The organism is Bacillus safensis (assembly GCF_039619585.1).
Taxonomy (GTDB): Bacteria; Bacillota; Bacilli; order Bacillales; family Bacillaceae; genus Bacillus; species Bacillus safensis.
On record NZ_CP154909.1, the window covers coordinates 2,218,657 to 2,239,956 of the forward strand.

At 40.5% G+C, this 21,300-nt stretch carries 28 protein-coding genes and 1 tRNA gene; 8 read left to right on the forward strand and 21 right to left on the reverse strand.

Annotated elements, in window-relative coordinates:
* Positions 1-101 precede the first annotated feature (101 nt).
* The 4 genes from AAYR28_RS11320 (at position 102) to sinR (ending at position 3,301) form a co-directional block, all read left to right on the forward strand.
* Complete coding sequence (locus AAYR28_RS11320) at positions 102-1,772, forward strand: DEAD/DEAH box helicase (protein ID WP_034280230.1); 1,671 nt, start codon at positions 102-104, stop codon at positions 1,770-1,772.
* 14 nt (positions 1,773-1,786) lie between these two features.
* Complete coding sequence (locus AAYR28_RS11325; RefSeq protein ID WP_034280228.1) at positions 1,787-2,584, forward strand: YqhG family protein; 798 nt, start codon at positions 1,787-1,789, stop codon at positions 2,582-2,584.
* A 183-nt stretch (positions 2,585-2,767) separates the two neighbouring features.
* The gene (locus AAYR28_RS11330; RefSeq protein WP_075623492.1) at positions 2,768-2,932 is read left to right on the forward strand and encodes an anti-repressor SinI family protein; all 165 of its coding nucleotides are present in this window, start codon (positions 2,768-2,770) and stop codon (positions 2,930-2,932) included.
* 33 nt (positions 2,933-2,965) lie between these two features.
* Complete coding sequence (sinR, locus tag AAYR28_RS11335) at positions 2,966-3,301, forward strand: transcriptional regulator SinR (RefSeq protein WP_024422969.1); 336 nt, start codon at positions 2,966-2,968, stop codon at positions 3,299-3,301.
* A 67-nt stretch (positions 3,302-3,368) separates the two neighbouring features.
* Here sinR and tasA read toward each other — a convergent pair whose 3' ends face one another.
* Genes tasA through tapA form a run of 3 tightly spaced genes read right to left on the reverse strand, consistent with a single transcriptional unit; the run spans position 3,369 to position 5,379 of the window.
* The gene (gene tasA, locus AAYR28_RS11340) at positions 3,369-4,169 is read right to left on the reverse strand and encodes a biofilm matrix protein TasA (RefSeq protein ID WP_034280222.1); all 801 of its coding nucleotides are present in this window, start codon (positions 4,167-4,169) and stop codon (positions 3,369-3,371) included.
* A 57-nt stretch (positions 4,170-4,226) separates the two neighbouring features.
* A complete protein-coding gene (sipW, locus tag AAYR28_RS11345; RefSeq protein ID WP_034280218.1) occupies positions 4,227-4,799 on the reverse strand; it encodes a signal peptidase I SipW in 573 nt (190 codons plus the stop codon).
* A 52-nt stretch (positions 4,800-4,851) separates the two neighbouring features.
* Positions 4,852-5,379 (reverse strand): amyloid fiber anchoring/assembly protein TapA, encoded by a 528-nt coding sequence (gene tapA, locus AAYR28_RS11350; protein ID WP_120208209.1) that lies wholly within the window; start codon positions 5,377-5,379, stop codon positions 4,852-4,854.
* A 299-nt stretch (positions 5,380-5,678) separates the two neighbouring features.
* Between tapA and AAYR28_RS11355 the strand changes: the two genes are divergently transcribed.
* Positions 5,679-5,957, forward strand: coding sequence for a DUF3889 domain-containing protein (locus AAYR28_RS11355; protein ID WP_061109527.1), 279 nt, complete (start codon positions 5,679-5,681; stop codon positions 5,955-5,957).
* Positions 5,958-5,991: 34 nt separating this feature from the next.
* Here AAYR28_RS11355 and AAYR28_RS11360 read toward each other — a convergent pair whose 3' ends face one another.
* The 9 genes from AAYR28_RS11360 to AAYR28_RS11400 all read right to left on the reverse strand — a co-directional run bounded on the left by AAYR28_RS11360 (position 5,992) and on the right by AAYR28_RS11400 (position 11,259).
* A complete protein-coding gene (locus AAYR28_RS11360; RefSeq protein ID WP_120208337.1) occupies positions 5,992-6,186 on the reverse strand; it encodes a YqzE family protein in 195 nt (64 codons plus the stop codon).
* Positions 6,187-6,245: 59 nt separating this feature from the next.
* Positions 6,246-6,629, reverse strand: a complete 384-nt coding sequence (locus tag AAYR28_RS11365; protein WP_345808828.1) for a competence type IV pilus minor pilin ComGG — start codon at positions 6,627-6,629, stop codon at positions 6,246-6,248.
* Positions 6,626-7,153, reverse strand: coding sequence for a competence type IV pilus minor pilin ComGF (comGF, locus tag AAYR28_RS11370; protein WP_326487288.1), 528 nt, complete (start codon positions 7,151-7,153; stop codon positions 6,626-6,628). Before comGF ends, AAYR28_RS11365 begins: the two co-directional genes overlap by 4 nt.
* Entirely contained in the window at positions 7,065-7,379 is a 315-nt protein-coding gene (gene comGE, locus AAYR28_RS11375; protein WP_208946439.1) for a competence type IV pilus minor pilin ComGE, read from the reverse strand. Before comGE ends, comGF begins: the two co-directional genes overlap by 89 nt.
* Complete coding sequence (gene comGD / locus AAYR28_RS11380; protein ID WP_197172667.1) at positions 7,363-7,809, reverse strand: competence type IV pilus minor pilin ComGD; 447 nt, start codon at positions 7,807-7,809, stop codon at positions 7,363-7,365. Before comGD ends, comGE begins: the two co-directional genes overlap by 17 nt.
* Positions 7,802-8,095, reverse strand: coding sequence for a competence type IV pilus major pilin ComGC (gene comGC, locus AAYR28_RS11385; protein ID WP_024422977.1), 294 nt, complete (start codon positions 8,093-8,095; stop codon positions 7,802-7,804). Before comGC ends, comGD begins: the two co-directional genes overlap by 8 nt.
* Before the next feature lie 16 nt (positions 8,096-8,111).
* Positions 8,112-9,152, reverse strand: a complete 1,041-nt coding sequence (gene comGB, locus AAYR28_RS11390; protein ID WP_125586580.1) for a competence type IV pilus assembly protein ComGB — start codon at positions 9,150-9,152, stop codon at positions 8,112-8,114.
* The gene (gene comGA / locus AAYR28_RS11395; protein ID WP_041117979.1) at positions 9,133-10,203 is read right to left on the reverse strand and encodes a competence type IV pilus ATPase ComGA; all 1,071 of its coding nucleotides are present in this window, start codon (positions 10,201-10,203) and stop codon (positions 9,133-9,135) included. The genes comGB and comGA overlap by 20 nt, the downstream gene beginning before the upstream one ends.
* Positions 10,204-10,383: 180 nt before the next feature.
* On the reverse strand, positions 10,384-11,259 hold the full coding sequence (locus AAYR28_RS11400) for an STAS domain-containing protein (protein WP_024422979.1): 876 nt from the start codon (positions 11,257-11,259) through the stop codon (positions 10,384-10,386).
* 97 nt (positions 11,260-11,356) lie between these two features.
* Here AAYR28_RS11400 and AAYR28_RS11405 point away from each other — a divergent pair.
* Positions 11,357-11,427 (forward strand) — tRNA-Gln (locus AAYR28_RS11405).
* 55 nt (positions 11,428-11,482) lie between these two features.
* On the opposite strand, the gene AAYR28_RS11410 is transcribed toward AAYR28_RS11405, so the two are convergent.
* Positions 11,483-11,863 carry a Spx/MgsR family RNA polymerase-binding regulatory protein gene (locus AAYR28_RS11410; RefSeq protein ID WP_007501232.1) on the reverse strand — a complete coding sequence of 127 codons (381 nt, stop codon included), beginning with the start codon at positions 11,861-11,863 and terminating at the stop codon, positions 11,483-11,485.
* A gap of 212 nt (positions 11,864-12,075) precedes the next feature.
* On the opposite strand from AAYR28_RS11410, the gene AAYR28_RS11415 reads away from it, so the two are divergent.
* Positions 12,076-12,318 carry a DUF2626 domain-containing protein gene (locus AAYR28_RS11415; protein WP_003217440.1) on the forward strand — a complete coding sequence of 81 codons (243 nt, stop codon included), beginning with the start codon at positions 12,076-12,078 and terminating at the stop codon, positions 12,316-12,318.
* Between the two features lie 46 nt (positions 12,319-12,364).
* Here the strand turns inward: AAYR28_RS11415 and AAYR28_RS11420 are convergent, their stop codons facing one another.
* Positions 12,365-13,003: an MBL fold metallo-hydrolase gene (locus tag AAYR28_RS11420; protein WP_034280195.1), complete on the reverse strand. Its 639-nt coding sequence runs from the start codon at positions 13,001-13,003 to the stop codon at positions 12,365-12,367.
* Positions 13,004-13,158: 155 nt separating this feature from the next.
* On the opposite strand from AAYR28_RS11420, the gene AAYR28_RS11425 reads away from it, so the two are divergent.
* Positions 13,159-13,332 (forward strand): DUF2759 domain-containing protein, encoded by a 174-nt coding sequence (locus tag AAYR28_RS11425; protein ID WP_003217333.1) that lies wholly within the window; start codon positions 13,159-13,161, stop codon positions 13,330-13,332.
* 23 nt (positions 13,333-13,355) lie between these two features.
* Here the strand turns inward: AAYR28_RS11425 and AAYR28_RS11430 are convergent, their stop codons facing one another.
* The 7 genes from AAYR28_RS11430 to AAYR28_RS11460 form a co-directional block, all read right to left on the reverse strand.
* On the reverse strand, positions 13,356-13,670 hold the full coding sequence (locus tag AAYR28_RS11430) for an MTH1187 family thiamine-binding protein (RefSeq protein ID WP_024427984.1): 315 nt from the start codon (positions 13,668-13,670) through the stop codon (positions 13,356-13,358).
* A gap of 76 nt (positions 13,671-13,746) precedes the next feature.
* Entirely contained in the window at positions 13,747-15,000 is a 1,254-nt protein-coding gene (locus tag AAYR28_RS11435; protein ID WP_065214634.1) for an MFS transporter, read from the reverse strand.
* A 156-nt stretch (positions 15,001-15,156) separates the two neighbouring features.
* Positions 15,157-16,281 (reverse strand): M14 family zinc carboxypeptidase, encoded by a 1,125-nt coding sequence (locus AAYR28_RS11440; RefSeq protein ID WP_065214633.1) that lies wholly within the window; start codon positions 16,279-16,281, stop codon positions 15,157-15,159.
* Between the two features lie 86 nt (positions 16,282-16,367).
* Positions 16,368-18,287, reverse strand: coding sequence for an LTA synthase family protein (locus AAYR28_RS11445; RefSeq protein ID WP_046311768.1), 1,920 nt, complete (start codon positions 18,285-18,287; stop codon positions 16,368-16,370).
* A 213-nt stretch (positions 18,288-18,500) separates the two neighbouring features.
* Positions 18,501-19,454, reverse strand: a complete 954-nt coding sequence (locus AAYR28_RS11450; protein ID WP_025092968.1) for an ROK family glucokinase — start codon at positions 19,452-19,454, stop codon at positions 18,501-18,503.
* A 13-nt stretch (positions 19,455-19,467) separates the two neighbouring features.
* Positions 19,468-19,671 carry a YqgQ family protein gene (locus AAYR28_RS11455; protein WP_008342322.1) on the reverse strand — a complete coding sequence of 68 codons (204 nt, stop codon included), beginning with the start codon at positions 19,669-19,671 and terminating at the stop codon, positions 19,468-19,470.
* A 70-nt stretch (positions 19,672-19,741) separates the two neighbouring features.
* Entirely contained in the window at positions 19,742-21,280 is a 1,539-nt protein-coding gene (locus tag AAYR28_RS11460) for a rhomboid family intramembrane serine protease (protein WP_081124577.1), read from the reverse strand.
* Positions 21,281-21,300 lie beyond the last annotated feature (20 nt).

A 21,300-nucleotide genomic window follows, 5' to 3' on the forward strand; every position in this document is an offset into this window, starting at 1 on the left:
TATTCATATATCTAGTCTTTTAGAGACCTCCAAAAAAATGAAGCGTTTAAAAACAGAACAATTTCATCAGATCCTACTAGAAAGAAAGGCAGGCGACCACATTGAATATTCAAACGATTTTTGATCAGGAATGGGCAAATGAATTTCAGCAGCGGCTTTCAGCAGACGGCCCCTGGGCGAACTGGGATATGTATCGTTTAGCGACGCAGGTTCAAAAAGTCACAGCCATTGATTCATTCGAGGGACTGCAAGCTCCCGCGCACCTGCCTGCATTCACACCTTTAAAGCACCAGCTCGAAGTAGCCAGAAGAGTCGTAGAAGAAATGAATGGGAAAGCCATTCTAGCAGATGAAGTGGGACTTGGAAAAACCGTAGAAGCAGGACTCATTATCAAAGAATACATGATTCGTGGACTTGCCAAAAAGATTCTCATTCTCGTCCCCGCCTCCCTTGTGTCTCAGTGGGTACAGGAGCTGCGGACGAAATTTTATATTGATGCTGTTGAACAAAAAAAGAGCTATGTGTGGGAGCAGTGTGACGTTGTCGTTTCCTCTATTGACACAGCCAAAAGACAGCCGCATCGAGACACGATTTTATCGATTGCCTACGATATGGTCATTATCGATGAAGCACACAAACTGAAAAACAATAAAACGAAAAACTATGAATTTGTGAGAAACCTGAATAAGAAGTTCTGCCTGCTGCTGACAGCCACTCCTATTCAAAACCGGATTGGAGAAATATTTAATCTTGTTTCCCTTCTGAAGCCAGGCCACCTAGGAAATGAACATCAATTTAAAGATCTCTTTGCCAAAAAGGACTTGCAGCTTGAAGACCATGACCGATTAAAACAGCTCGTCAATAAAGTGATGATTCGAAACCGAAGACAAGACACAGGCATCGAGTGGACAAAACGGCATGTCAAAACGATTTCCATTGATTTCTCTCCGACAGAACAAGCATTGTATGATGAAATCTGCAAGCTGAAAGAGAATCCGTCTTATACAAAGCATATGTTTTCCATTATGACCTTGGAACGAGAATGCTGTTCAAGCCGTGAAGCAGTTTATATGACGATTAAAAAAATGCAGGAAGAAGAAAAGCATATTCTCGGATCTTCTGCTATAACGCAAATCATGGAGAAAATTAATCAAGTGGAGCAAAACTCAAAGGCGCTTGAAGTGGTCAAACTCATTCAGCAGTTAAATGAGAAGGTCATTATTTTCACCGAATACCGCGCCACACAAATTTATTTACAATGGTTTCTACAGCAAAATGGCATCAGCTCTGTGCCATTTCGGGGCGGCTTTAAGCGGGGCAAAAAAGATTGGATGAAAGATTTATTCAGAGAAAGGGCGCAGGTGTTAATTGCGACAGAAGCTGGCGGCGAAGGGATCAACCTTCAGTTTTGTAACCAAATCATCAACTACGACCTCCCGTGGAACCCGATGCGTTTAGAACAGAGAATTGGACGTATCCACCGCCTTGGCCAAGAGCGGGATGTGCACATTTACAATATGTCAACAAACGGAACAGTTGAAGAGCATATTTTAAAGCTTTTATATGAGAAAATTCAGCTGTTTGAAAACGTCATAGGCGATTTAGATGATATTTTAACGAGAATTGATATTGAAGATGTCGAAACAAAGTTGCATCAAATCCTCTTCCAGCATGAATCAGGCGGAGACATGAAAAAGAAATTAACCCAGTTTGCTTCTTATTTAACTGAAGCACAAACACCACTTTTAGAAAAAAGACAGCAGGGCTCATAAAGGAGAGTTGATCAATGGAGCAGCATGACATTCACACCTTTCTTCTCCGTTTTTTCAAGGCGAATCAATGCAGCATATTAGAAGAAAGTGCAGGACATATGACCGTACAGCTGACAATCGAAATGGATAAATTAATTATGAACCGTCCTTTTTATTGGCACTGGCTTGAAAAAACTGGCGGTGTACCTGAACCGCGGCAGTTGACATTCATCACAGATCAAAAAAAAGCGGGTGATACGACCAGTGGTGAATTTATCCATTTCGGCTCCCCACGGTTATTTCAAATATTTGAGGCGGTCAAAGAGCAGGGCCGTTTTATCCGGCTTTATGAACGAGTCAGCCCGCTCACGAACAACCAGATCGCCCTTGAGCCATGGCTTGGTCTCAATGTAAAAATCTCTTATCTGGCAGACCGGAAGAAGGATAAGCTTTTATCATTAGGCCTTCATCTCATTCGCGGAGAAGTCATTGAACAATTTCAAGAGAAGCTGGAAGCTCGTGAGCTGTCATCTCAAATTCCCGATTATTGCTTTACGATGAGTACAATGATTAAGCCAGAAAGCGGAATCAAACGGCTCTACAGCCTCATGGAGCGTTATGCCCATGAAGAGCCAGATGACTGGGCAGTTCGAGCCGTTCAAAAATGGAAGGAAGACTCCGAACTTTTAAACCAATTTTATGAAGGGACTTCAGACACATCTGTAGAATATGAAATAGAAAGACAAGCACTTAAAACTTTATATGAACCAAAAATCAGTCTTACGATTGAAAATGGCGGACTTTTTTACTTACAGCAAAAAAGAGGAGGTTGACTCATGGTCCCCCTCCCCTTTTATGTGACATACAATTTTCGATCAGTCTAAAGCAAAGTTTGTCTGTTTGTATTGGGCGGAAACATGACGCAAGCAAACTATGAGGTCTTACCACCTATGTCTTTCCATTTCATGCGTTAAGTGCCTGAAATACATGATTCAGTATTTTAGGAGGGTATTTGTATGGAAAAGAAAACGAACAAATTAGACAGTGAATGGATTCAATTATTACGCGAAGCTCGCAAGGCAGGACTAACAGTTGAAGAAGTCCGTCATTTCCTCAAATCAAATGAAAAGTCCTCTGAGTCTCCCCCTCTGGTAAGAAGTCATTCTATCAAACCTTTCTGAATGTGCTATAATATCGAAAGGAAGGTGATGACATTGATTGGCCAGCGTATTAAACAATACCGCAATGAAAAAGGCTACTCACTATCAGAACTGGCCGAAAAGGCTGGGGTAGCGAAGTCTTATTTAAGCTCAATAGAAAGAAACTTGCAAACAAACCCCTCCATTCAATTTCTTGAAAAAGTCTCCGCTGTTCTGGACGTCTCGGTTCATACACTTTTAAACGAAAAAGATGAAACCGAATACGATGGTCAATTAGATAGTGAATGGGAAAAACTAGTTCGAGATGCAATGACATCAGGGGTTTCGAAAAAGCAATTTCGTGAATTTTTAGATTATCAAATCTGGAGAAAAAAGCAAGAAGAGGAGTAAAGCGCACGTTTTAGCGCATACTCCTCCAATTGCTATGCAGACCTTGATATCAGCCTAAAGACTGGCTTTATTTTTTATCTTCGCTGTGTGCTTTTTCGTTTTCTTTCACGTAGCCTTTTTCATCCGTATGCTTTTTTGGATTGATCGTTAAACCATTCCACTGAGTCGCTTCGAAGGAAAGATCAATTTGAATCGCATCGCCTTGGTATTTATTTTGGATATAGTGACCAGCTTTATCCTTCGTCTGGTCATTGATAAATTCAATGATCATTTCCACTTTATCGTAATCAAACGGATTCTTTGGAATGCCGTCATACTCTGGAGCCACTGTTCCATCAACAGTTGCTACATTAATTTTCCCACTTTCATGTAAAAACTTCTCATCGACGGCATGACGAAGCTTTTCAAATGCGGTCTGATCCTGTTTTGACGTTAATTGATGCAAGTCAAGCAGGTTTGCATGGTCTAAAATAATATTTTTCGGATAACCATTTCCACCTTCGGCTCCAACCGTAAGAACACTCACCTGAAACTGGCTGAGAAATTCTTCAGCTGTATTTTTACCGCCATTCTTCGCGGAAGATCCATCTGTAAACTGGCTATAATCAAGACTCATCAGCACTTGGTTTATCGCTAATGATCCCTTATTATCAAAATGAAATTCTTTCTTGATCCGATCACCAGGTTTTAAGTTCGCAAGGTTGATGGCGCCGGAGTTCTCTTTAGCAGATAAATCCAGCTCTCCTGTTGAGTAGACCGCGTTTGCCTTTTCAATATCATTAAACGCCGCCCATGTTCCCCCGCCAATTAATGCAAGACCTAAAGCCCCTGATAATACACCTAAACGAATTGATTTCTTCATTGCCATGAATAATAAACCCCCTAATTTATTGTTTTATTGAAACCTGATTAGGTTACAAACGATTTAAGCTTGTTCCTCTTTCATATGTACATCAGCCGTGTGTCTACGATGTTTCGCTGCGCCCACAAAATGAATGGTTGAATAAACGAGCAGCATGACACCTGGTATGATAAGGAGTAAAGCAGTTCCAGCAGATGTCCCTGCATACGAAAGAAGCTTACCCGCATAAGGAATGTTCACTCCCATATACTGCGCAGTTACCTGATCCGCTTTTACCAGCGTGCCGTCCTGATACATATTGTTGTCACCCTTCGTCTCAAACGCTTTATATGCACCCTTTCCCTTCACCCCAACAATTCGGTGGGTCACAAAGGACTGATCCTGCTTTGTTTGAAACGTAATAATATCTCCTTTTTTGAGCGTCTCAGGTGAGGCGACCTGTTTTACGACAATCAGTGACCCAGCTGAAAATTCTGGTTCCATCGAACCTGATAATACTTGCTTCAATTGATAACCGAAGATCTGAGGTTCTCCTCCTGTTGTTCTTGATGACAACACGACAATAATAGAGGCTATCATCACCGTGAACACCATCACATAAAGAATACTCCCAGACATCTTCATCCATTTTTTCATAACCCCTTCTCCCCTTCGCCTATCATTTTTTCCCTTTAAAAGACAGCTCCATTCAGGACGCCTTTTCTTGACACTTTGAGAGCACCATCGGTTTCGACCAAAAGTACGCCTGATCAGATGCGCCAAACCCTTTAGGATAATAGATTTTAAATGCATAGCTTCCATTTGTTTTTGCTTTTTCTGTCGTGACAGTCGCTGTTTCTTGCGACAACAGGGACTTTATGGACCCCTTTTCAAGAATATGACCATCTTGTAATGGCTTTTGATCATTTCCTATTTTATGTAATTCCCACTTCCATTCAGAGTGCGCAATAGGCTGTCCACTATTTTTTAGTGTCATGCTCAGTTTTTGAGGTGCGCAGACTGTTCCTTCGATCATCGTTTGATCGATAAGCTCCAATTGACTTTCATCCCATTTTTTAGGCTGACAATGCTGATCTGTCTGTTCAAAATTTTCACATGTTTTCATGACAAAGTTTTTGTGCTCGACATCGTTAAAAGAAGCATTCGTTGGTGTCATGATGGAAGACGTCAAAATCAAACAAATGGCACAAAAGAGTACAAAGAGCGACTGTTTCATTCATTCCTTCAACTCCTTGAACTTTTGTTCTTTAAAAAGAACGATTATATACAGTATAAGGAAATACCTATAAAACCCAAAACGTCAAATTAGTCCATTTTGTTCTTAAACAAGAACCATTACGAGAAAATTCTCCCATTTTCTCATTTTTTCACCATTTTCAATATTTTTTTGTGTGACATTTGTACTTCTTAAAACTTACATAAAAATGTAGGATTTGGTCAGGATATGAAGAGGTGAGGTGATGTTAAGTGCAATATGGAAAAATCATAATCATGCTCAGTTTACTGCTGAGTCCTATGATGCTAGAGTTCAAACCCGTTGATGCGAGAGGTTTGACTGCCGCCGCAGATCAATGGGAAACGCGGGCAGTCAAAGAAGCAAAAAAAAGATACCCGCTAACGCAAGTATTATTTAAACAAAAAGTATGGGACCGCCACCGCGATAAGGAATCTGTGAAGCAGTATCATATTACCTTAAAAGACCATACAAAGGAATTTGGGGTGTTTGTCACCATTTCCTATAATCCTTACTCAAACAAGGTGAATAAAGTGATTGTTGTGGAGGAATACAGCTAAAACGGCATAGAAAAACCGCCTGCTGGGCGGCTTTTTACTTTCGTTGATGGCGCTGGCGTTTTTTAAGCATCATGGATAAGCCAAACGGCAGAACCCCAAATAAACGCTGTGAAAACGGCGGTTTCGTTTCCATTTTTTCTTGTTTGTGTTCCTTCCGTTCGTCACGTGGTGTATTCATATATTTAATGATTTCCTGCGTCATATATTTTACATAGTCATTTGTTTTCAAGCACATTCACCTCTTCTTCCTTCAAGTCTTTCCAGGAAGAGGATGATTTTATACACTGGCTAATCAGGATTTGCCCATCTCATGATTTCACCGGTCTTCCAATCCAGCATCAGTTCACGCTCATCGGATAAACCATCTTTTGTTTTCACCTTCACCAAAACAAGGACAAGTTTTTTCTTAAGATCGCATTTCATCCGCTTCAATGTCACACGGCCTTCTTCAGTATCAATATGGGTTTTCTGTTTCGCACAAATACGTTCTACTGTGCTGGCAGCTTGACTCACACCCACCCTAAAAAGCTGCTGTTTTTTATAAAAGGAAATCGTCAGCTCTGCACTTTTCAGTTCTTTTTGAAACCCCATCGTTATTGCCCCTAGGATCAAGAGAAAAAATAAAATCGCCGCAAGTGCATGCGGATAGATAAACCCTTCCTCTCTTTTCACGATTTACGAACCACTCCTTTATATGTGAAAAAAACGGCTTCATACACTTTACCAGATCCATCTGTGACTTTCAGGATGGCTCTATGCTGACTCGTTCTCACTTGAAATTGTTTCACCTTATGCAATAAAGGAAGATGCCCAGCTTGATCCGTTCGTTTTCGAAGCATCTCTTGATATGGCTCAATCGTTACCACTCGCCCTTGATCAGAAATATACTCTAACGCTTTTCCACCTTTCACTGATTTCACAGCATCTGCACGACTTAATTCCTCATCTAATTGCAGGACAGTCTGTTTCCACTCCATTTGGGAAAATCCGTTGATGTCTTCAAATGGACGAGCTTTCTCCGCTGCTGAAAAGATCAGTCCACAGCCAAAAGAAAGAAATAGAAAGAGCTGCAACTGCCACAAAGCTTGTAAAAGGGTAAAAGCTTTGTCATCGCTCCACATGCTGAAAGCATATGGTCTCTTTTTTTTGTACTTTGTATGAAACACATCCCTTCTGTTTACGCCAATTGAAAACATATGTGATCTCGCCTCTCTTCTTTTTGATGGAAGATGTTGTCCCATTTATGAACGCTTCATTCATCTGTTCATGTAAAATCTGATAAGCTTCAAGCTTGGCTCTCACTTCCTTTTTCCCCATCATGAGTTTTTCATAGGCTGGCATGAGCACTAGGGCAGCAAATAGAAAGAGATGACAGGCAAACAGTGTTTCAAACGTACTAAATCCTCTATTGTTTTTGAACATGGATTCGCCCGCTTCCTAAATAAATCGTCAGTTTATACGTTTGACTGCCAAATTCGACAATGAAAGATCCACCACTGCTTGGATGTCCGTTTGCATTAAAATAGATACCTTGCGAGAATGTAGAAGTTTTGATGCTGCCCTTTTTATGTTGATATGAAGCAATGACTTCGTTACTCTTTTGGTCTATTACCTGATAAGATACATGCGGCGGATGGATCCCAACATGTACACGTGTTTTTTTGATAAATGCAGTATATGATGCCAATTGAAGATCTTGTTTCATGATGTTTACTTGTCTTTTGGCTTCAGCGTTTTCTATTATTTTTGGGATTTTCCCTCCCATGATCGACAATACAATCGATAAAACAAGTAAGATCATCAGCTGTTCAATCAGGGTAAAACCCTTCTCATGTAAAAATAATTTATTCATGCTTCACGTTGCCGTTTTGAATGACAATCGCTTTTCCATTAGGACAAGTTAATCCCTTTTTGACATAACCTTCTTTTTCTAATTCAGCTAAAGATGGCGTCTTCCCATCATGCTCCAATTCATATGCCATCACTTGTGTGCTGACCATTGATTTAAGCCCTTCACAGCCCTTTGCCTGAATCGCTTGGTGATGACGTGTGATATTCGGTATGGTAATGAGTAAAAGAATGGATATTACGAGCATGACTATTAACATTTCTAACAGGGTAAATCCTTTATCATTCATGTCTCTGTCCTCCTTCTTACACTTGCTCCATTAGTTGATACATTGGTAAAAGAATAGATAAATACACGATGAGTATAAGAAGTGCTGTTACCCCATAAATAACTGGCTGCAGCCAAGAAATCCATTTTTCAATTTTTAGCTCTGCATTCTCTAATAGAAATTGGCTGTACGTGTACATTTCTCTCGCAAGCATTCCGCTGGCTTCACCATGCTTGATAATGGCTGCAAAATGTTTTTCGAAAAAAGGAGACACGCTTACTTGATGGGCCATGCTTTCTCCTTTTCTTAACTCTTCCATCATTTGTTCACCTATTTCTTGAAGAAAAGGCAGGTAGCTTTGCTGTTTAAAAGCTTGCAAACCTTCGTACATCGATAATCCAGCTTGAAGCAGTCCGCTGAGCTGAAGAGAAAAAAGGTACGTATGCATCAGCTGCATCCCTTTATATAAAAAAGGCAGCTTACTCATCACCCTCAATTTCTCAAGGGTCGACTTTTTCCTAAAAAAAACAGCATAATATCCAATAAGACAGATACACAGACAACTAGTGATGAGCAGAAAAGCATGAAGGAATTGAAATAGTCCAAACATCCCTTGAATCAGCCAAGACATGCGGGTATCCATTGATGAGTACAAAACAGAAAATTGAGGAATGATCATTTGCTGAACGAGTACCAGCACGACCAAAACCGTGAAGATAAGGAAAAGCGGGTAACGTAACATACGTTTAAACGTGTCTAACTGTTTGATTTTTTTCTCTAAAAAACGGGCGCTTTGTTCTAAAGCACGGGCTAGACTGCCATGCTTCTCAGAAAAACATAGTATAGCGATGACTTCCCGCTGAAAATGGAGTCTCTCCAGCACTACATAAAAAGGCTCGCCTTCGTGAAGCCACTGAATACCTAGTTTTAATTGCTGCCGCTGTTGTTTTGATAACTGGATATTCACCATCACTAATGCCTCAATCAATGTATATCCAGCCTGAATTAATTGAGCCAGTTTTGATAGGCATTCAGCTTGGTCCTTTTTAGACCATACTTTAGAGACTCGCTTCTTCATAAACCCAGCGATGATAAGTGTTTTTTGATAAATAGCCGAGTGCCACTCCTTTACGAATTAATCTTTGCAGTGTTTCATATGACGAGTGAGCATATTCTCCTTTAGCCTCCTTGATACACTCACCAAGCTCTTTTCCGAACAGCAGTTCAAATACATTTGTTCGTCTGATTGGTCGATTTAATTTACAGTAAAGCTGACATCTTTCTCCGCAAAAAGGACAGGTGAGCTCGATTAATCGCTGCGCAGCAATTGCAACCATCGTTTGCTCAAGTTCATTCATCGTGACACCAAATTCAAGCATGCGGTAAAGGGCTCCTTTTGCATTTTTTGCATGGAGCGTACTCAATACTAAATGGCCTGTCAGTGCTGCTCTAATCGCCGTTCTGGCCGTTTCAGCATCTCTTATTTCTCCTAGCACAATCACATCTGGATCATGTCTTAATATAGCGCGTAATCCAGCGGCATACGTGATGCCGGCTTTTTCATTTACTTGAACCTGCAGCACTTCTTCATTCCTTGTTTCGACAGGATCTTCAAGGGTAATAATATTTCGGTTGAAATTCTTTTTTGCAAACTGGATCAGTGAATAGAGGGTTGTTGTTTTCCCCGAATTGGTTGGCCCAGTAAATAAAATGAGTCCATGCGAGTGGTTTAAAAAGGATAATAATCTGGCTGAGGCTTTCGGAAATAATGATAGATGTTTAATTTTCGGAACATGATCCTGCGGTAAAATTCTAATCACTAAGCTCTCATCATTCACTGTCGGCAAGGTAGACATCCGAATAAACACTTGACCGTTTCTTAGCATCACAGCTAGTGAACCATTTTGCGGCCTCCTTTTTTCCCCGATATCCATAGAAGATAAAAACTTAAAATGTGCAATAAGCCGCTCTCCGCTTTTTTTATCAATCGTTCGCTGCTGGATTAAATCTGAGTCAACACGAAATGAGACCGAAGCTTCCTTTTCTTTTGGCACAATATGCACATCAGAAGCCCTCATGCGGCATGCTTCTTCTAGCAGCTCTTGCCTTAAATATTCAATCCCATACAAGTGGATCACTACTCCTTTCTGTGATCACATTGTAGAATGGCGGAACGTGAATGACAAAAGAGCAATTTATGATTTTCATGACTAATAAATGATGAAAACCCTCAACTCACGATGCATTACATCATTTTTTAGAAAAGAGCATATAAAAAAACCTGACTTTTACAAGTACAGGTTTTTTGGTCATGATGTGGCTTCTTGCGGCTGCTCTTCAAAGATACGAAATCCTCTTTTTTCTAAAGCTTTTGCAAGGCTGTGTTCTGTATTTACTTTTGAGAAATCAATGCCGAGTTTCACTACAGTTTGAGCGATCTCTGGGCGGATGCCTGAAATAATCGTCTCAATTCCTAGCAGCTTCGCACTATCGACCACTTTAAACAGCTGATAGGCCACCATCGTATCAACAACGGGAACACCAGAAATATCAATAAATAAATGCGTTAGACGCAGTCTTGAAGCCTGTTCTAGTACGGATTCCAGAATGATTTTGGCCCGGTACGTATCGATCTCACCAATCAGCGGCAAAATCCCAATTTCCTTTGATACTGGAATAACTGGGGCACTTAGTTCTTGAATCATCTCTCTTTGTGCATTCAGCTGACTAAGTGTCACGCGGTCATATTCTTCTGATAAACGCTCAATCATGTCATCAAATGTGGCGTGAAAGTGCTGATTCCACTGACACACATCTTGCAGCGTCACTTCAAGCTCTGTTTCTTGGGTGAATGTCTCAATTCTCGAACAGAAAATGTGGCGGAAAATCTTAAACTGTCCAATGATTTCATATAACGGCACCTCGTGCACTGCTCGATCACGTGCAATATCAACAGACCACTTTTTCAAATGGTTTTCTACTTTGTCAGACAGTGTCACAAGCGTGGCTGCAATGGTTTGAATAAACGCTGTGTTCTGTTCCTTCAGCTTCTTTTCCGTTTCCTCTGAAGCATGTTTAGAATATAATGAGCCTTCTTCTGTTCTTGTTTTTAGCCATTCTTCGGTCATGACAGGGGCTTCTTTTAGGATAAATTCGTATAATTGCTTTGATTTTTCATTTTTCATTTATTTCTTTCGCTCCTTTTTCACTAAAACTCGTGACATACAACTTTTATGTATAAATGACCGCAGATGGTGAACAATAACATTACACGTTTGATATTGGGCTATAGCCAAGTGGTAAGGCAATGGACTTTGACTCCGTGATCGTTGGTTCGAACCCAGCTAGCCCAGTTCAGCACAAAAACGAAGACGGCTGAAGCTTGTTTCAGCTGATCTTCGTTTTTTATTAGGATACCGATTGATGAATCGCTTTCTTCTTTGATATTTTCATAAGTTCTCCGGGATTATAGCCGACCACTAATTTATTCCCATCAATGATGATTGGTCTCCGGAGCAGCTTTGGTTTTTCAATGAGAAGCTGTAAGACCTCGTTTACTTTTAAGTCATTAATATTTAAATTTAAGCTTTTAAAAGCCTGACTTCGTGTGGCTAAAATTTCATCCATTCCCTCTGTTGTTAAAGAAAGAATCTTTTTTAATTCATCTAGTGTTGGCGTTTCTCTGAAAAGGTGACGCTCTTTAAAATCAATTTGATTCGCCTTTAACCAATGTTTTGTTTTGCGGCAAGACGTGCAGCTCGGGTATGAATAAAAAGTAATGTCACTCATTAGTCTTCCTCCTTAGGTCGTTAACCTTTTCTCTTATGGAGTAAGTACCCTCATGTTTTTCGGCATAAACACTTTTTCATCATTTTTTCAAAAAAATTTTTTCTGCATTCAAAATAAATTGTTCACATGATGTCAAAAATGTAAATGTTTACATAACAAGTGATGATCAGCTATAATATGAATCAAAGGGGTTTTTAAGGGGAGGGAAAGAAATGAATCGCATGTTCCGCGTGCTTGGCTTTTGGACGGGTATTTTTGCTGTCATGTTCTATTTAGGACATATGAAAGATGCATCGCTGCTATTCTTCGGTCAAACCGTTCTTTTTGTATTTTTATCCTACTTGAATTTATCCGAAAGAATGTATATTTACATTTTCGGAGCGTACTTGACGATTTTCTTTGCCGGATTTACATATTATTCGATTTTCATCATGGTTCCCGGTACCGGACATTAATTGAAAAAAAGCATCTCTATAAAAAGAGATGCTTTTTTTCATACGTTTAAAGAGAAAATCCATTAATAAACGGATTTTGCTCCTGCTCCGTCAGCACAGTGGTTTCTCCGCCATGTCCACTTAAAACAAGAGTTGATTCTGGCAATGACAATAATTTATGATGGATTGATTGAAGCAGCACTTCCTGACTGCCGCCTACTAAATCTGTTCTTCCGATACCGCCTTCAAATAGCGTGTCACCAGAAATAACAAATCCTTCTTCCGCCGAATAGTAAGACACACTGCCAGGTGAATGCCCTGGTGTATGGAACATTTCTAATGTAAACGACCCAATTTGAAGCGTTCCTTCTGACGTAATCAATTTTTCAGCTTCTTTGACCGTAATTCCATTCCCAATCAAACGAGCTGAACCATTTAATTCAGCGTTCGTGAGCCATTCTTTTTCATTTTCATGTACATACAGCGGCACTCCCCACTCTTCGCGCACCTCATCTGCCGCTCCAATATGATCAAAATGAGCATGTGTCAATAAGACAGCAAGCGGTGTGAGCTGTTTTTCTTTTACATAGGAAATCAGTTTTTGCGCTTCACCGCCTGGATCAAAAATTAAGCATTCTCCCTGTTCATTTTTCCAAATATATGCGTTCGCTTGTACATAGCCTAGTGGCATTCTTCTCCAATTCATTTTCATCACCTACTTTATTCATTCTTTTTTATTATGAAGGCTATTCAATAAAAATTCAAACAATCGTCAACTGGAATCTACTCGACAAGCTTTATGAAAACGGTTAAAATGAAAAAAGGAAATCAAGGGGATTGATGACAAAGGGGGACTTTCACATGATGCTCGTCATTATTTTTGGTCTAGTCACGATTTTAGCTGCGCTCGGCATCTATCGCTCACTAAAAAAAGTGAACGTACTTGCCATCGCTTTTGCAGGCGCTACATTTTTGGTTTTTGGATGGTTCACTGTCATGACCATCATCTATAGCGGTTATCCAACTGCACATTAAAAGCCTGCTTATAGCAGGCTTTTTTATTGATTTAAATGCTTATTCACGCTTTCTAATTTGCTTGTAAGTGTTGTGGTTTGATCCCGTCTGTCATCGATGCGAATATTGGTCGCTACTCGGTGCAATCCCTTTTCAAAAGGGGCTTCATGAATGCGCTGAATGACCTCAAATAAAACGGATAATTCACCTTCAATTAACGTATTCATCGGTGTTAATTGATATTTGATTTTCCCTTCTTGTTGAAAGCCTTCTAAAATTCTTTGTACATCTGCTACATAAGCACTGACACTTGGTGTTTCAGTGCCTATCGGAATGATGGTGACGTCTGCTATAGCCATAATTTTTCCCCTTTCCATTAAATTCTCATGTTTTCTCGTCCTCATTGTAACCTATCCTCATTCAATCATGCCATGCTTACGTTGCGTTTACGGCAGGTTTGTCTCGTTCTATCGTCAAATCCGCTCTCTCTACCTTCCCGATCTTTGTAAACAGAAGCAGGCATATACCTGAAACAGCTTCAATGATGCCGCCGGCCGCAATGACATACCCAGATCCAAATATTGTTGCCATATAGCCGCCAAGGAGGGCGCCTAACGGAATCATTAAGTAGGAAATCATGTTGATGATCGCATACACTTGCGGCTGATCCTCTGCCTTTACTGACAATTGAATCATCGTATGTTCGGGTACGTTAACTGCACTAATGGCTGCTCCTAAAGCAAAAGCTGATATAAACACAAGAGGCAACAATGCGTTCATACCTGTGATGAAGAAGGCGATTCCATCAACGATCCCAGCGCCTATAAACAGCAATCCATACCGATTCACTTTTATCTTTGTCAAAACAAACCCCATCAAAAATGCGCCTAGTGCAGTTGTGACTTTGATGAATGAATAGACGACCGGTCCACTATGTAAGTCTTCTGTTAAATAAATAACAGACAATGCTTCCCATGGTGCCGCAGCAAAGTTTGAGCAGACACAAAAAATCGCTAATGGAAACAAAATATGGTGGCTTCTAACAAGTGAAAAACCTCGAATTAATCTTTTGCCGTAAGATAATCCTTTTTTGGCTTTATCGATGATGACGTCTGTTTGATATGAAATCAAGAACACCAATAAAGCGGACAAAAGGTAAAGAGGAATGATCACAAGCATTGTATAACCTACGCCTGCAAATGCAATCATGACACCACAAATCGTGACCGTCACAAGTCTTACTACATGACTTGCTGATTGGATGGTTGCATTCGCTTTTTGTATGAGGTCCTCATGGACAAGCTTTGGAATAATCGATACAGATGCCGGTTCATAGGAACCTCCTGTCGCCGAATGCAGCAGCATACAGCCAATGATGAGGACTAATGGTGTGAAACCATAAAAGTAACTAACCACAATTACAAGGATAATCGCTGCTCTTGTTAAATCAGCAAAGCACATCCAGAATTTCAATTGATGCGGCTTCATCATGGGCGTAATAAATGGCCCAACAATCGCTTGAGGGACAAAGCTGACCGCAATAAAAAAAGCTGTCCCTATGGCCCCTTTCCCTCCTAGTACTAAAAGCCACAAGATGGTGTTGAAAGATAAACTATCAGCCGTAATTTTGCACATTTTAGAAACAAATAAATAAGTAAAATTTCTTTTCCACAGGCTTTGCGCACTCAATAGTCGACATCTCCCTAAATCATATCCTTTTTTTTACATCCATATCTTTCACAATAGCTTACAAGGAGACCTTCGTCAATTGCTTCAACATTGTTTTTATTGACCATAAGCAATTGATTGTTTCTCAGAATATGAAAAAGCACCAGACAGGTGCTTTTAACACTTACACGCTTCCCACAAAAGCCGCTTTGTTTTTTCATAGATCGAATCAAATTGAACCATGGAAAGAGGATTTTTCCCTAGACCAAGCTCGACTGTATAGCCCTCATTATGAAATTGATAAATAAACCAATCGCGATAGCCTGCATAGCTGTCGAGATATTGGATCGGTTTGTAGCCGCTCACTTGTTCGAATCGTTTGACCGTTTCTTTTGAGATGGCTGGCTCATGGCCAAGAAAACCCCAATAGATCTCTTCTCCTTGTGTATGAAGGGCGATCAGCCGGTCAAATCGTTTTCGCAACGCAAGATTTGCCATCGCTTTCGCTTCTGGTTCTGTTAATGGCTCGCGCCCAGGATAATCCCGGTAGGACGGTGCTTTCGCCTGATGACGATAGTACTCGATCTCCCAATAAGCAGGGAACTGATTGTTTAAATCCACCCCTCGAATATTTGCTTTCCATTCCCGGTAATCGGAATATCCACCGTTTAGCAGAGTGAATTCTTCACGATGAAGACCTAGTGACTCCGGTCCATTACGTACCAAATCGACTCCATCTGGATTAACCATTGGCACGATGGATAAAGCGGTGGTCTGCAGGATATGAACCGCTTCATAATGTCTTGCCTGCACTGGGTCAGACGCTGCTAAGCAAAGCGATTTCAGCCATTTTAATAAAACAGACGTCGTGATCCATTCATTTGCATGAAATGAGGCATTGAGATGAATAGAATGTAAATGCTGAACAGGCTCTGTTCGGATCTCATAAATAGGTGTATCAAGCACTGAATGGCCAATGACGCTGATATGAAGAAAAGGAAATACAGCTTTCAAGCGGCTCAGCTCTTCTTCTAATTGAGCGCTATCATATTCAAATGTTCCATTGATCCAATCATCGGATTGCTGCAGTCTGTAAGGTGCAATAAATCTCTGCACATCACCTATCGAATCAAATACATGGACTCCTTCTGGAAGTCTATATCCTGGTAAAAGAAGCTCATCAGTGCTTGTTTGATTTGATAAATGAAAAGCCGCTTTTCCTATGCCAAGCTGCTTTGCCACAGCATCCCTCCCTGCTTCATCCAGCTGCCATTCAATTTTTCCAAACGACGTTGTCTTCATTTACATCCCTCCTCTCATACTATATGAGCCGGAAGGCAAAAAAAGAAAACCCCTGCTTCTAAAAATAGCAGAGGTTTTTTCATCTATTAGGACGCCTTTTTCAGCTCCGTTTCACCTTCTTTTTTGGATGGTGAATGGTCCGGGCTGTTTCGATCATAAAATCTAAGGAGATCCCCGTAGATGATTTGATCAGAGAACTGAAGCTCCTGCTTCGCCTTCTCTTCATAAGACTGACACACGTTTTTATCATCTGCTGGCTCGCCTGTTTCTTTATTGTAGCAAACACCATCTGTAAAAATGCTGTCTTTCGTAATAAAGCTTCCATCACGGAGTACTGTAAAGTCATTCTTATCTTTCGATAAAAGGTCATGACCAAATTGAATTTGTTTACTTGTATCAATCCCTAGAAGATTGAGTACAGTTGGGCGGATATCGACCTGACCGCCTACCGTATCAATTTCTTTTGGATGTTGATCTGTCACCCCTGGAATGTGTACAACAAACGGGACTTTTTGAAGCTGTACTTCTTCAAATGGCGTAATCTCTTTATTTAAAAATTGTCCCATGGCTTCGTTATGGTTTTCAGAAATTCCGTAGTGATCCCCATACAAAACAAAAATGGAGTTATCGTATAACCCAGCTTCCTTCATCTTTTTAAAGAAAAGCTTAAGGGCTTCATCTTGATAACGCACTGTAGGGAAGTACTTGTTCAGCGTTTTGCTCTTTGAATCATATTCATCAATGAGCTTATCTTCTTCATCTAAATCAAAAGGGAAATGGTTCGTTAATGTAATCAATCTCGTATAGAAAGGCTGCGGGATCGATTTCATTAATTCAGCGGACTGCTCAAAGAACGGACCATCTTTCAGTCCCCAGCCAACTGAGTTTTCTTCATTCACATCAAATGATTTAATATCAAAAAACTTATCGTAGCCAAAGCTATCGTAGATAAGGTCACGGTTCCAGAAGCTTTTGTTATTCGCATGAATAACAGAAGAGTGGTAGCCCTCATCCTTTAACAGCTCAGGTGTCGCTGTAAACTCATTGCTTGGATTTGTGAAGAACACAGCCCCTCTTCCAAGTGGATAAAGAGAATTATCTACAATAAACTCTGAATCAGATGTTTTCCCTTGACCTGTTTGGTGATAGAAATTAGTAAAGTTATAGCTCTTCTTGATCAATTTGTTTAAAAACGGAGTAATTTCTTTCCCGTTTAATTTTTCATTGATCACGAAACTCTGTGTAGATTCAAGTGATACAAGAATGACATTTCGTCCTTTTGCTTGACCAAATGTCTTTTCATTACGGTCCGTTTGATTTGCGCTTACATAGTTTTCAATTTCAGTTAAGCTATTACTGTCAGCAAGAGCTCGTTGGGCGGACTGCTTCGATTGCAATACCCCATCATAAATATGGAAGTTATATAAGCTGATATTTTTCACCAGCATCTCACGGTCAAATGAGCGAGTAAGAAGTTCTGGTCGTTCTGTTTCAGCTAAACCAAGGTTAAAGAAGAATGTAGCTGCCACAAATAAGTAATAGGCCGCTCGTTCTTTTCGTGAAATTGTGACATCTGTTCTAAAGGAAGGCTGTTTTTTATAGAGCCAAATTAAAATGATGATATCAACAAACATCAGTAAATCGACTGGTTCAATTAAAGAGGTAATACTTGACCCGAGGTCACCCATATTGTTTGTTTGAAATAGGACGGGGATGGTTAGAAAATCACTATAGAATCGATAAAACACAATGTTGGCTAACAAAACGAATGTTAGGATAAAGCTTGTCACGATGATATATCGATTGCGGTTTTTTTCTTTGAAAAATAAACCGATACCGAAGATAAACAAGAGAAAGCTAAGCGGATTAATAAACAGGATAAACTCCTGCATGAAATTTTCAATTTTAATATTGAAGCTAGATTTATAGATAACATAGGTTTTGACCCACATCAGCAATGTCGCAATCAGTAAAAATGAAATCGCCTTTAATCTATTCTTTCGCATTGTAACCTCCTTATGCTAAGCGCGCACCCAGGCTCTGGATATACCCTAATTATTGGTGCTTCTAGAAAAATAACTAAAGTATATCTTATCCTGTATATGATGGAAAATCAATGTCTTTTTCCTCATGACAAACTTATGAATATGCTAAACATCCAATTTCATGCCTATCTATCGCTTTTTTTAATAAAAATGACATCATTATGACTTTTTTGTTCAAGACAGCCATTTGGTTTTTGCCATCCATGCCCCGCCGATAACACCCGCATCGTTTCCGAGGGATGCAATTACCACTTCAACATCGTCAGCGCAAGGCGGGAAAGCATGTTGTTTCACAATGCGCTCTACTTTACTGCGAAGAAGCTCACCTGCTTTTGAAACACCGCCGCCAATCACAATTTTTGTTGGGTTTAAAGCACTAGCAAGATTCGCTAGGACAAGTCCAAGATGTGTCGTCACTTCTTCTACGACACGCATTGCAAGATCATCTCCGTTTTCTGCCGCCTCAAATACATTCTTTGCCGATAGCGAAGCGAGCTTGCCAAGTGAAGATGTATGCTGCTCGGTTTCTAATTTATCCTTTGCAATCCGGACGATGCCAGTTGCAGATGCGATCGTTTCAATACAGCCTGTTCTTCCACAGTTACACGGTGCACCTTGAAATGGAACAGCACAAATATGGCCAATTTCTCCGCCAGCTCCTGTTTCCCCTTGAACAACTTCACCGTTGACGATGATGCCGCCGCCAACCCCTGTTCCAAGTGTGACCATCAGGATATTTTTTGCGCCATCGCCTGCCCCCTTCCACATTTCACCGAGTGCAGCAATATTCGCATCATTTTCAATGACAGATGGAAGTCCCGTCTCTGCCTCTAGGTGATCTTTCAAGGGGTAGTTTGTCCAGCCCAGATTCGTTGTTTTATAGACGATGCCAGATACTTTATCTACAGGTCCAGGTGCACCCATTCCGATCCCAATAAGTGCTGATTTCGGCATACTGATCTCAACCAGTTTATGGTCAATTGATTTGGCAATATCGACTGTGATCGTCTGCCCGGATTTATCCGTAGGAATCTCCCACTTATGCTGAATTTCACCATATAGATTAATGAACGCAAGCTTAATTGTCGTACCGCCAAGATCAATACCTACAAACCAATCCCCTGTCATATGCCCTCCACCTTCACATTGTTTTTCGATTTAATTTGGCTAGCTCCATTTGAAGAATCGTCATTGCGTTTGACCATTCGGTCCGGTCAATGATGCCTGATGTATACATTTCCTTCAATTCGTCTGCCATAAATTCTAATTCTACTTCACGATCTCCGAAATACACATAATTTCCAAATCTCATGAGCAGCTGCTGTACATCATATAACGTTTTCATTGTTTCCACCATTTCTTTTCATCAACAGTTAGGATAAGCGTATTCATAAATGCGCTTTCAGTCAAGTCATTCAACGTGTTTGACTATTTTCGATATATTGTTTCAGCTTTAAAAATTGATCATTTTGAGGATCTTGTTTTAACGCTTTCGCTAATAGATCCTCTGCTTTCGCTGTCTCTCCTTTTTCTACGTATAAAAGCGATAAATGATACAGTTTATTTGGATCATCTGGATCTTTTTCAAGCGACTTTTGTAAAAATTGAATAGCCTTATCAAGTCGGCCCTGCTGCGCTTCCGATAGTGCATAGATATGAAGTGCCTCAGCTGATGCATCTTTATCGTGCACATATTCCTCTAGTCGTTCACTTGCTTCGCTGTACTTTTTCTCATCAAATAAACTCGCTGCCTCACTTGCTGCCGCTGCTTTCTTTTGATTGTCAGAATGAAACCCTGTATACAATCCAAAACCGCCAATAAAGAGCAAAGCAGCACTCGCAAGAAGCATTTTGACAGGCTGCACCTGTTTAGGCAGACGGACTGCTAATGCGGTGAAAAAACCGCCAACCAGGCCGCCAAGATGCCCTGCGTTATCAATACCTGATACAGTGAAGCCTATTCCTAGGTTAATGAGGATAATGACAATAATATTTGTCCCCATCGTCCGAAAGAAAAGCTTTCGATTTGAGATGGCTAAATATAACAGTGCGCCTAAGCAGCCAAAGATCGCGCCAGATGCGCCGGCTGCAATTGCCGTATTAAACACAAAGCTCGCTATGGAGCCAAAAATGCCGGAAATGAAATAGATGAGCAAAAATCTTCCCGACCCATAAATTCTCTCAACAGCCGCTCCAACGGACCAAAGAGCAAAAGTATTAAAGAGTAAGTGCGTCAAGCCAATATGCAAAAACATTGGTGTCATCAGGCGCCACCATTCACCCTCTAAGATCAGCACATTATTTTTAGCACCAAATGCTGTTAAAGTTGCGGTATTGGTACTTCCGCCTGACAGCTCAAGTAAAAGAAACATCACCACTTGGACAGCGATCAGCAAGTAGGTAAAAATGGGTCTGCCATTTTGAAACACGGCCCGTTCTCGTTCTCGCTGCTTTTCCTGATCATCAAATGCCTGAAGCACGTTCCTTTTCAGCTGCATGGCATCCTCAGCTGTGTCTTCCTTCGCTTCTTCTACATTTACTGCAAGCGATGTATTCAGCCATTTTTGCAGTTCGTTTACATCGTTTTGAAGCGTGTCTGCATTGAGTAATACAGGAGTAACTGTCACCTTATTCTCTTTTTGCGGCTGACCGTTTAGGTCTTCCCAATCATCTACTGGAACATCAGTTGTAAATTGCAGCTGCAGGAGATGAAGAGATCGTTTACGCATAGCTTCTCTCAGCTGATTGATCCGATATGTTTGCTCCTCGATATCTCGAACGATCTCCTGCTTGAAATTCACATCTTTTCTATATAGACGGATGAGATCATAACCTGAGTTTCGTGGTGCTTCAAAAAATATTTCATCTTCTGGGTACGGACTTTGAATCATCTCGTATCCTTTTTGTCTTAGTTCATCAACAACTCGCCAAAATAAACTATCTATGACATTCATACATTCGCGCTCCATTTTTT

Excerpts from the sequence above, each read along its gene's own strand:
- AAYR28_RS11325 (WP_034280228.1), top strand. The coding sequence starts at position 1,787 with ATGGAGCAGCATGACATTCACACCTTTCTTCTCCGTTTTTTCAAGGCG.
- AAYR28_RS11330 (WP_075623492.1), top strand. The coding sequence starts at position 2,768 with ATGGAAAAGAAAACGAACAAATTAGACAGTGAATGGATTCAATTATTA.
- tasA (WP_034280222.1), bottom strand. The coding sequence starts at position 4,169 with ATGGCAATGAAGAAATCAATTCGTTTAGGTGTATTATCAGGGGCTTTA.
- sipW (WP_034280218.1), bottom strand. The coding sequence starts at position 4,799 with ATGAAAAAATGGATGAAGATGTCTGGGAGTATTCTTTATGTGATGGTG.
- tapA (WP_120208209.1), bottom strand. The coding sequence starts at position 5,379 with ATGAAACAGTCGCTCTTTGTACTCTTTTGTGCCATTTGTTTGATTTTG.
- AAYR28_RS11355 (WP_061109527.1), top strand. The coding sequence starts at position 5,679 with ATGATGCTAGAGTTCAAACCCGTTGATGCGAGAGGTTTGACTGCCGCC.
- comGF (WP_326487288.1), bottom strand. The coding sequence starts at position 7,153 with ATGTTTTCAATTGGCGTAAACAGAAGGGATGTGTTTCATACAAAGTAC.
- comGE (WP_208946439.1), bottom strand. The coding sequence starts at position 7,379 with ATGTTCAAAAACAATAGAGGATTTAGTACGTTTGAAACACTGTTTGCC.
- comGD (WP_197172667.1), bottom strand. The coding sequence starts at position 7,809 with ATGAATAAATTATTTTTACATGAGAAGGGTTTTACCCTGATTGAACAG.
- comGC (WP_024422977.1), bottom strand. The coding sequence starts at position 8,095 with ATGAATGATAAAGGATTTACCCTGTTAGAAATGTTAATAGTCATGCTC.
- comGB (WP_125586580.1), bottom strand. The coding sequence starts at position 9,152 with ATGAAGAAGCGAGTCTCTAAAGTATGGTCTAAAAAGGACCAAGCTGAA.
- AAYR28_RS11400 (WP_024422979.1), bottom strand. The coding sequence starts at position 11,259 with ATGAAAAATGAAAAATCAAAGCAATTATACGAATTTATCCTAAAAGAA.
- AAYR28_RS11410 (WP_007501232.1), bottom strand. The coding sequence starts at position 11,863 with ATGAGTGACATTACTTTTTATTCATACCCGAGCTGCACGTCTTGCCGC.
- AAYR28_RS11415 (WP_003217440.1), top strand. The coding sequence starts at position 12,076 with ATGAATCGCATGTTCCGCGTGCTTGGCTTTTGGACGGGTATTTTTGCT.
- AAYR28_RS11420 (WP_034280195.1), bottom strand. The coding sequence starts at position 13,003 with ATGAATTGGAGAAGAATGCCACTAGGCTATGTACAAGCGAACGCATAT.
- AAYR28_RS11425 (WP_003217333.1), top strand. The coding sequence starts at position 13,159 with ATGATGCTCGTCATTATTTTTGGTCTAGTCACGATTTTAGCTGCGCTC.
- AAYR28_RS11430 (WP_024427984.1), bottom strand. The coding sequence starts at position 13,670 with ATGGCTATAGCAGACGTCACCATCATTCCGATAGGCACTGAAACACCA.
- AAYR28_RS11440 (WP_065214633.1), bottom strand. The coding sequence starts at position 16,281 with ATGAAGACAACGTCGTTTGGAAAAATTGAATGGCAGCTGGATGAAGCA.
- AAYR28_RS11445 (WP_046311768.1), bottom strand. The coding sequence starts at position 18,287 with ATGCGAAAGAATAGATTAAAGGCGATTTCATTTTTACTGATTGCGACA.
- AAYR28_RS11450 (WP_025092968.1), bottom strand. The coding sequence starts at position 19,454 with ATGACAGGGGATTGGTTTGTAGGTATTGATCTTGGCGGTACGACAATT.
- AAYR28_RS11455 (WP_008342322.1), bottom strand. The coding sequence starts at position 19,671 with ATGAAAACGTTATATGATGTACAGCAGCTGCTCATGAGATTTGGAAAT.
- AAYR28_RS11460 (WP_081124577.1), bottom strand. The coding sequence starts at position 21,280 with ATGAATGTCATAGATAGTTTATTTTGGCGAGTTGTTGATGAACTAAGA.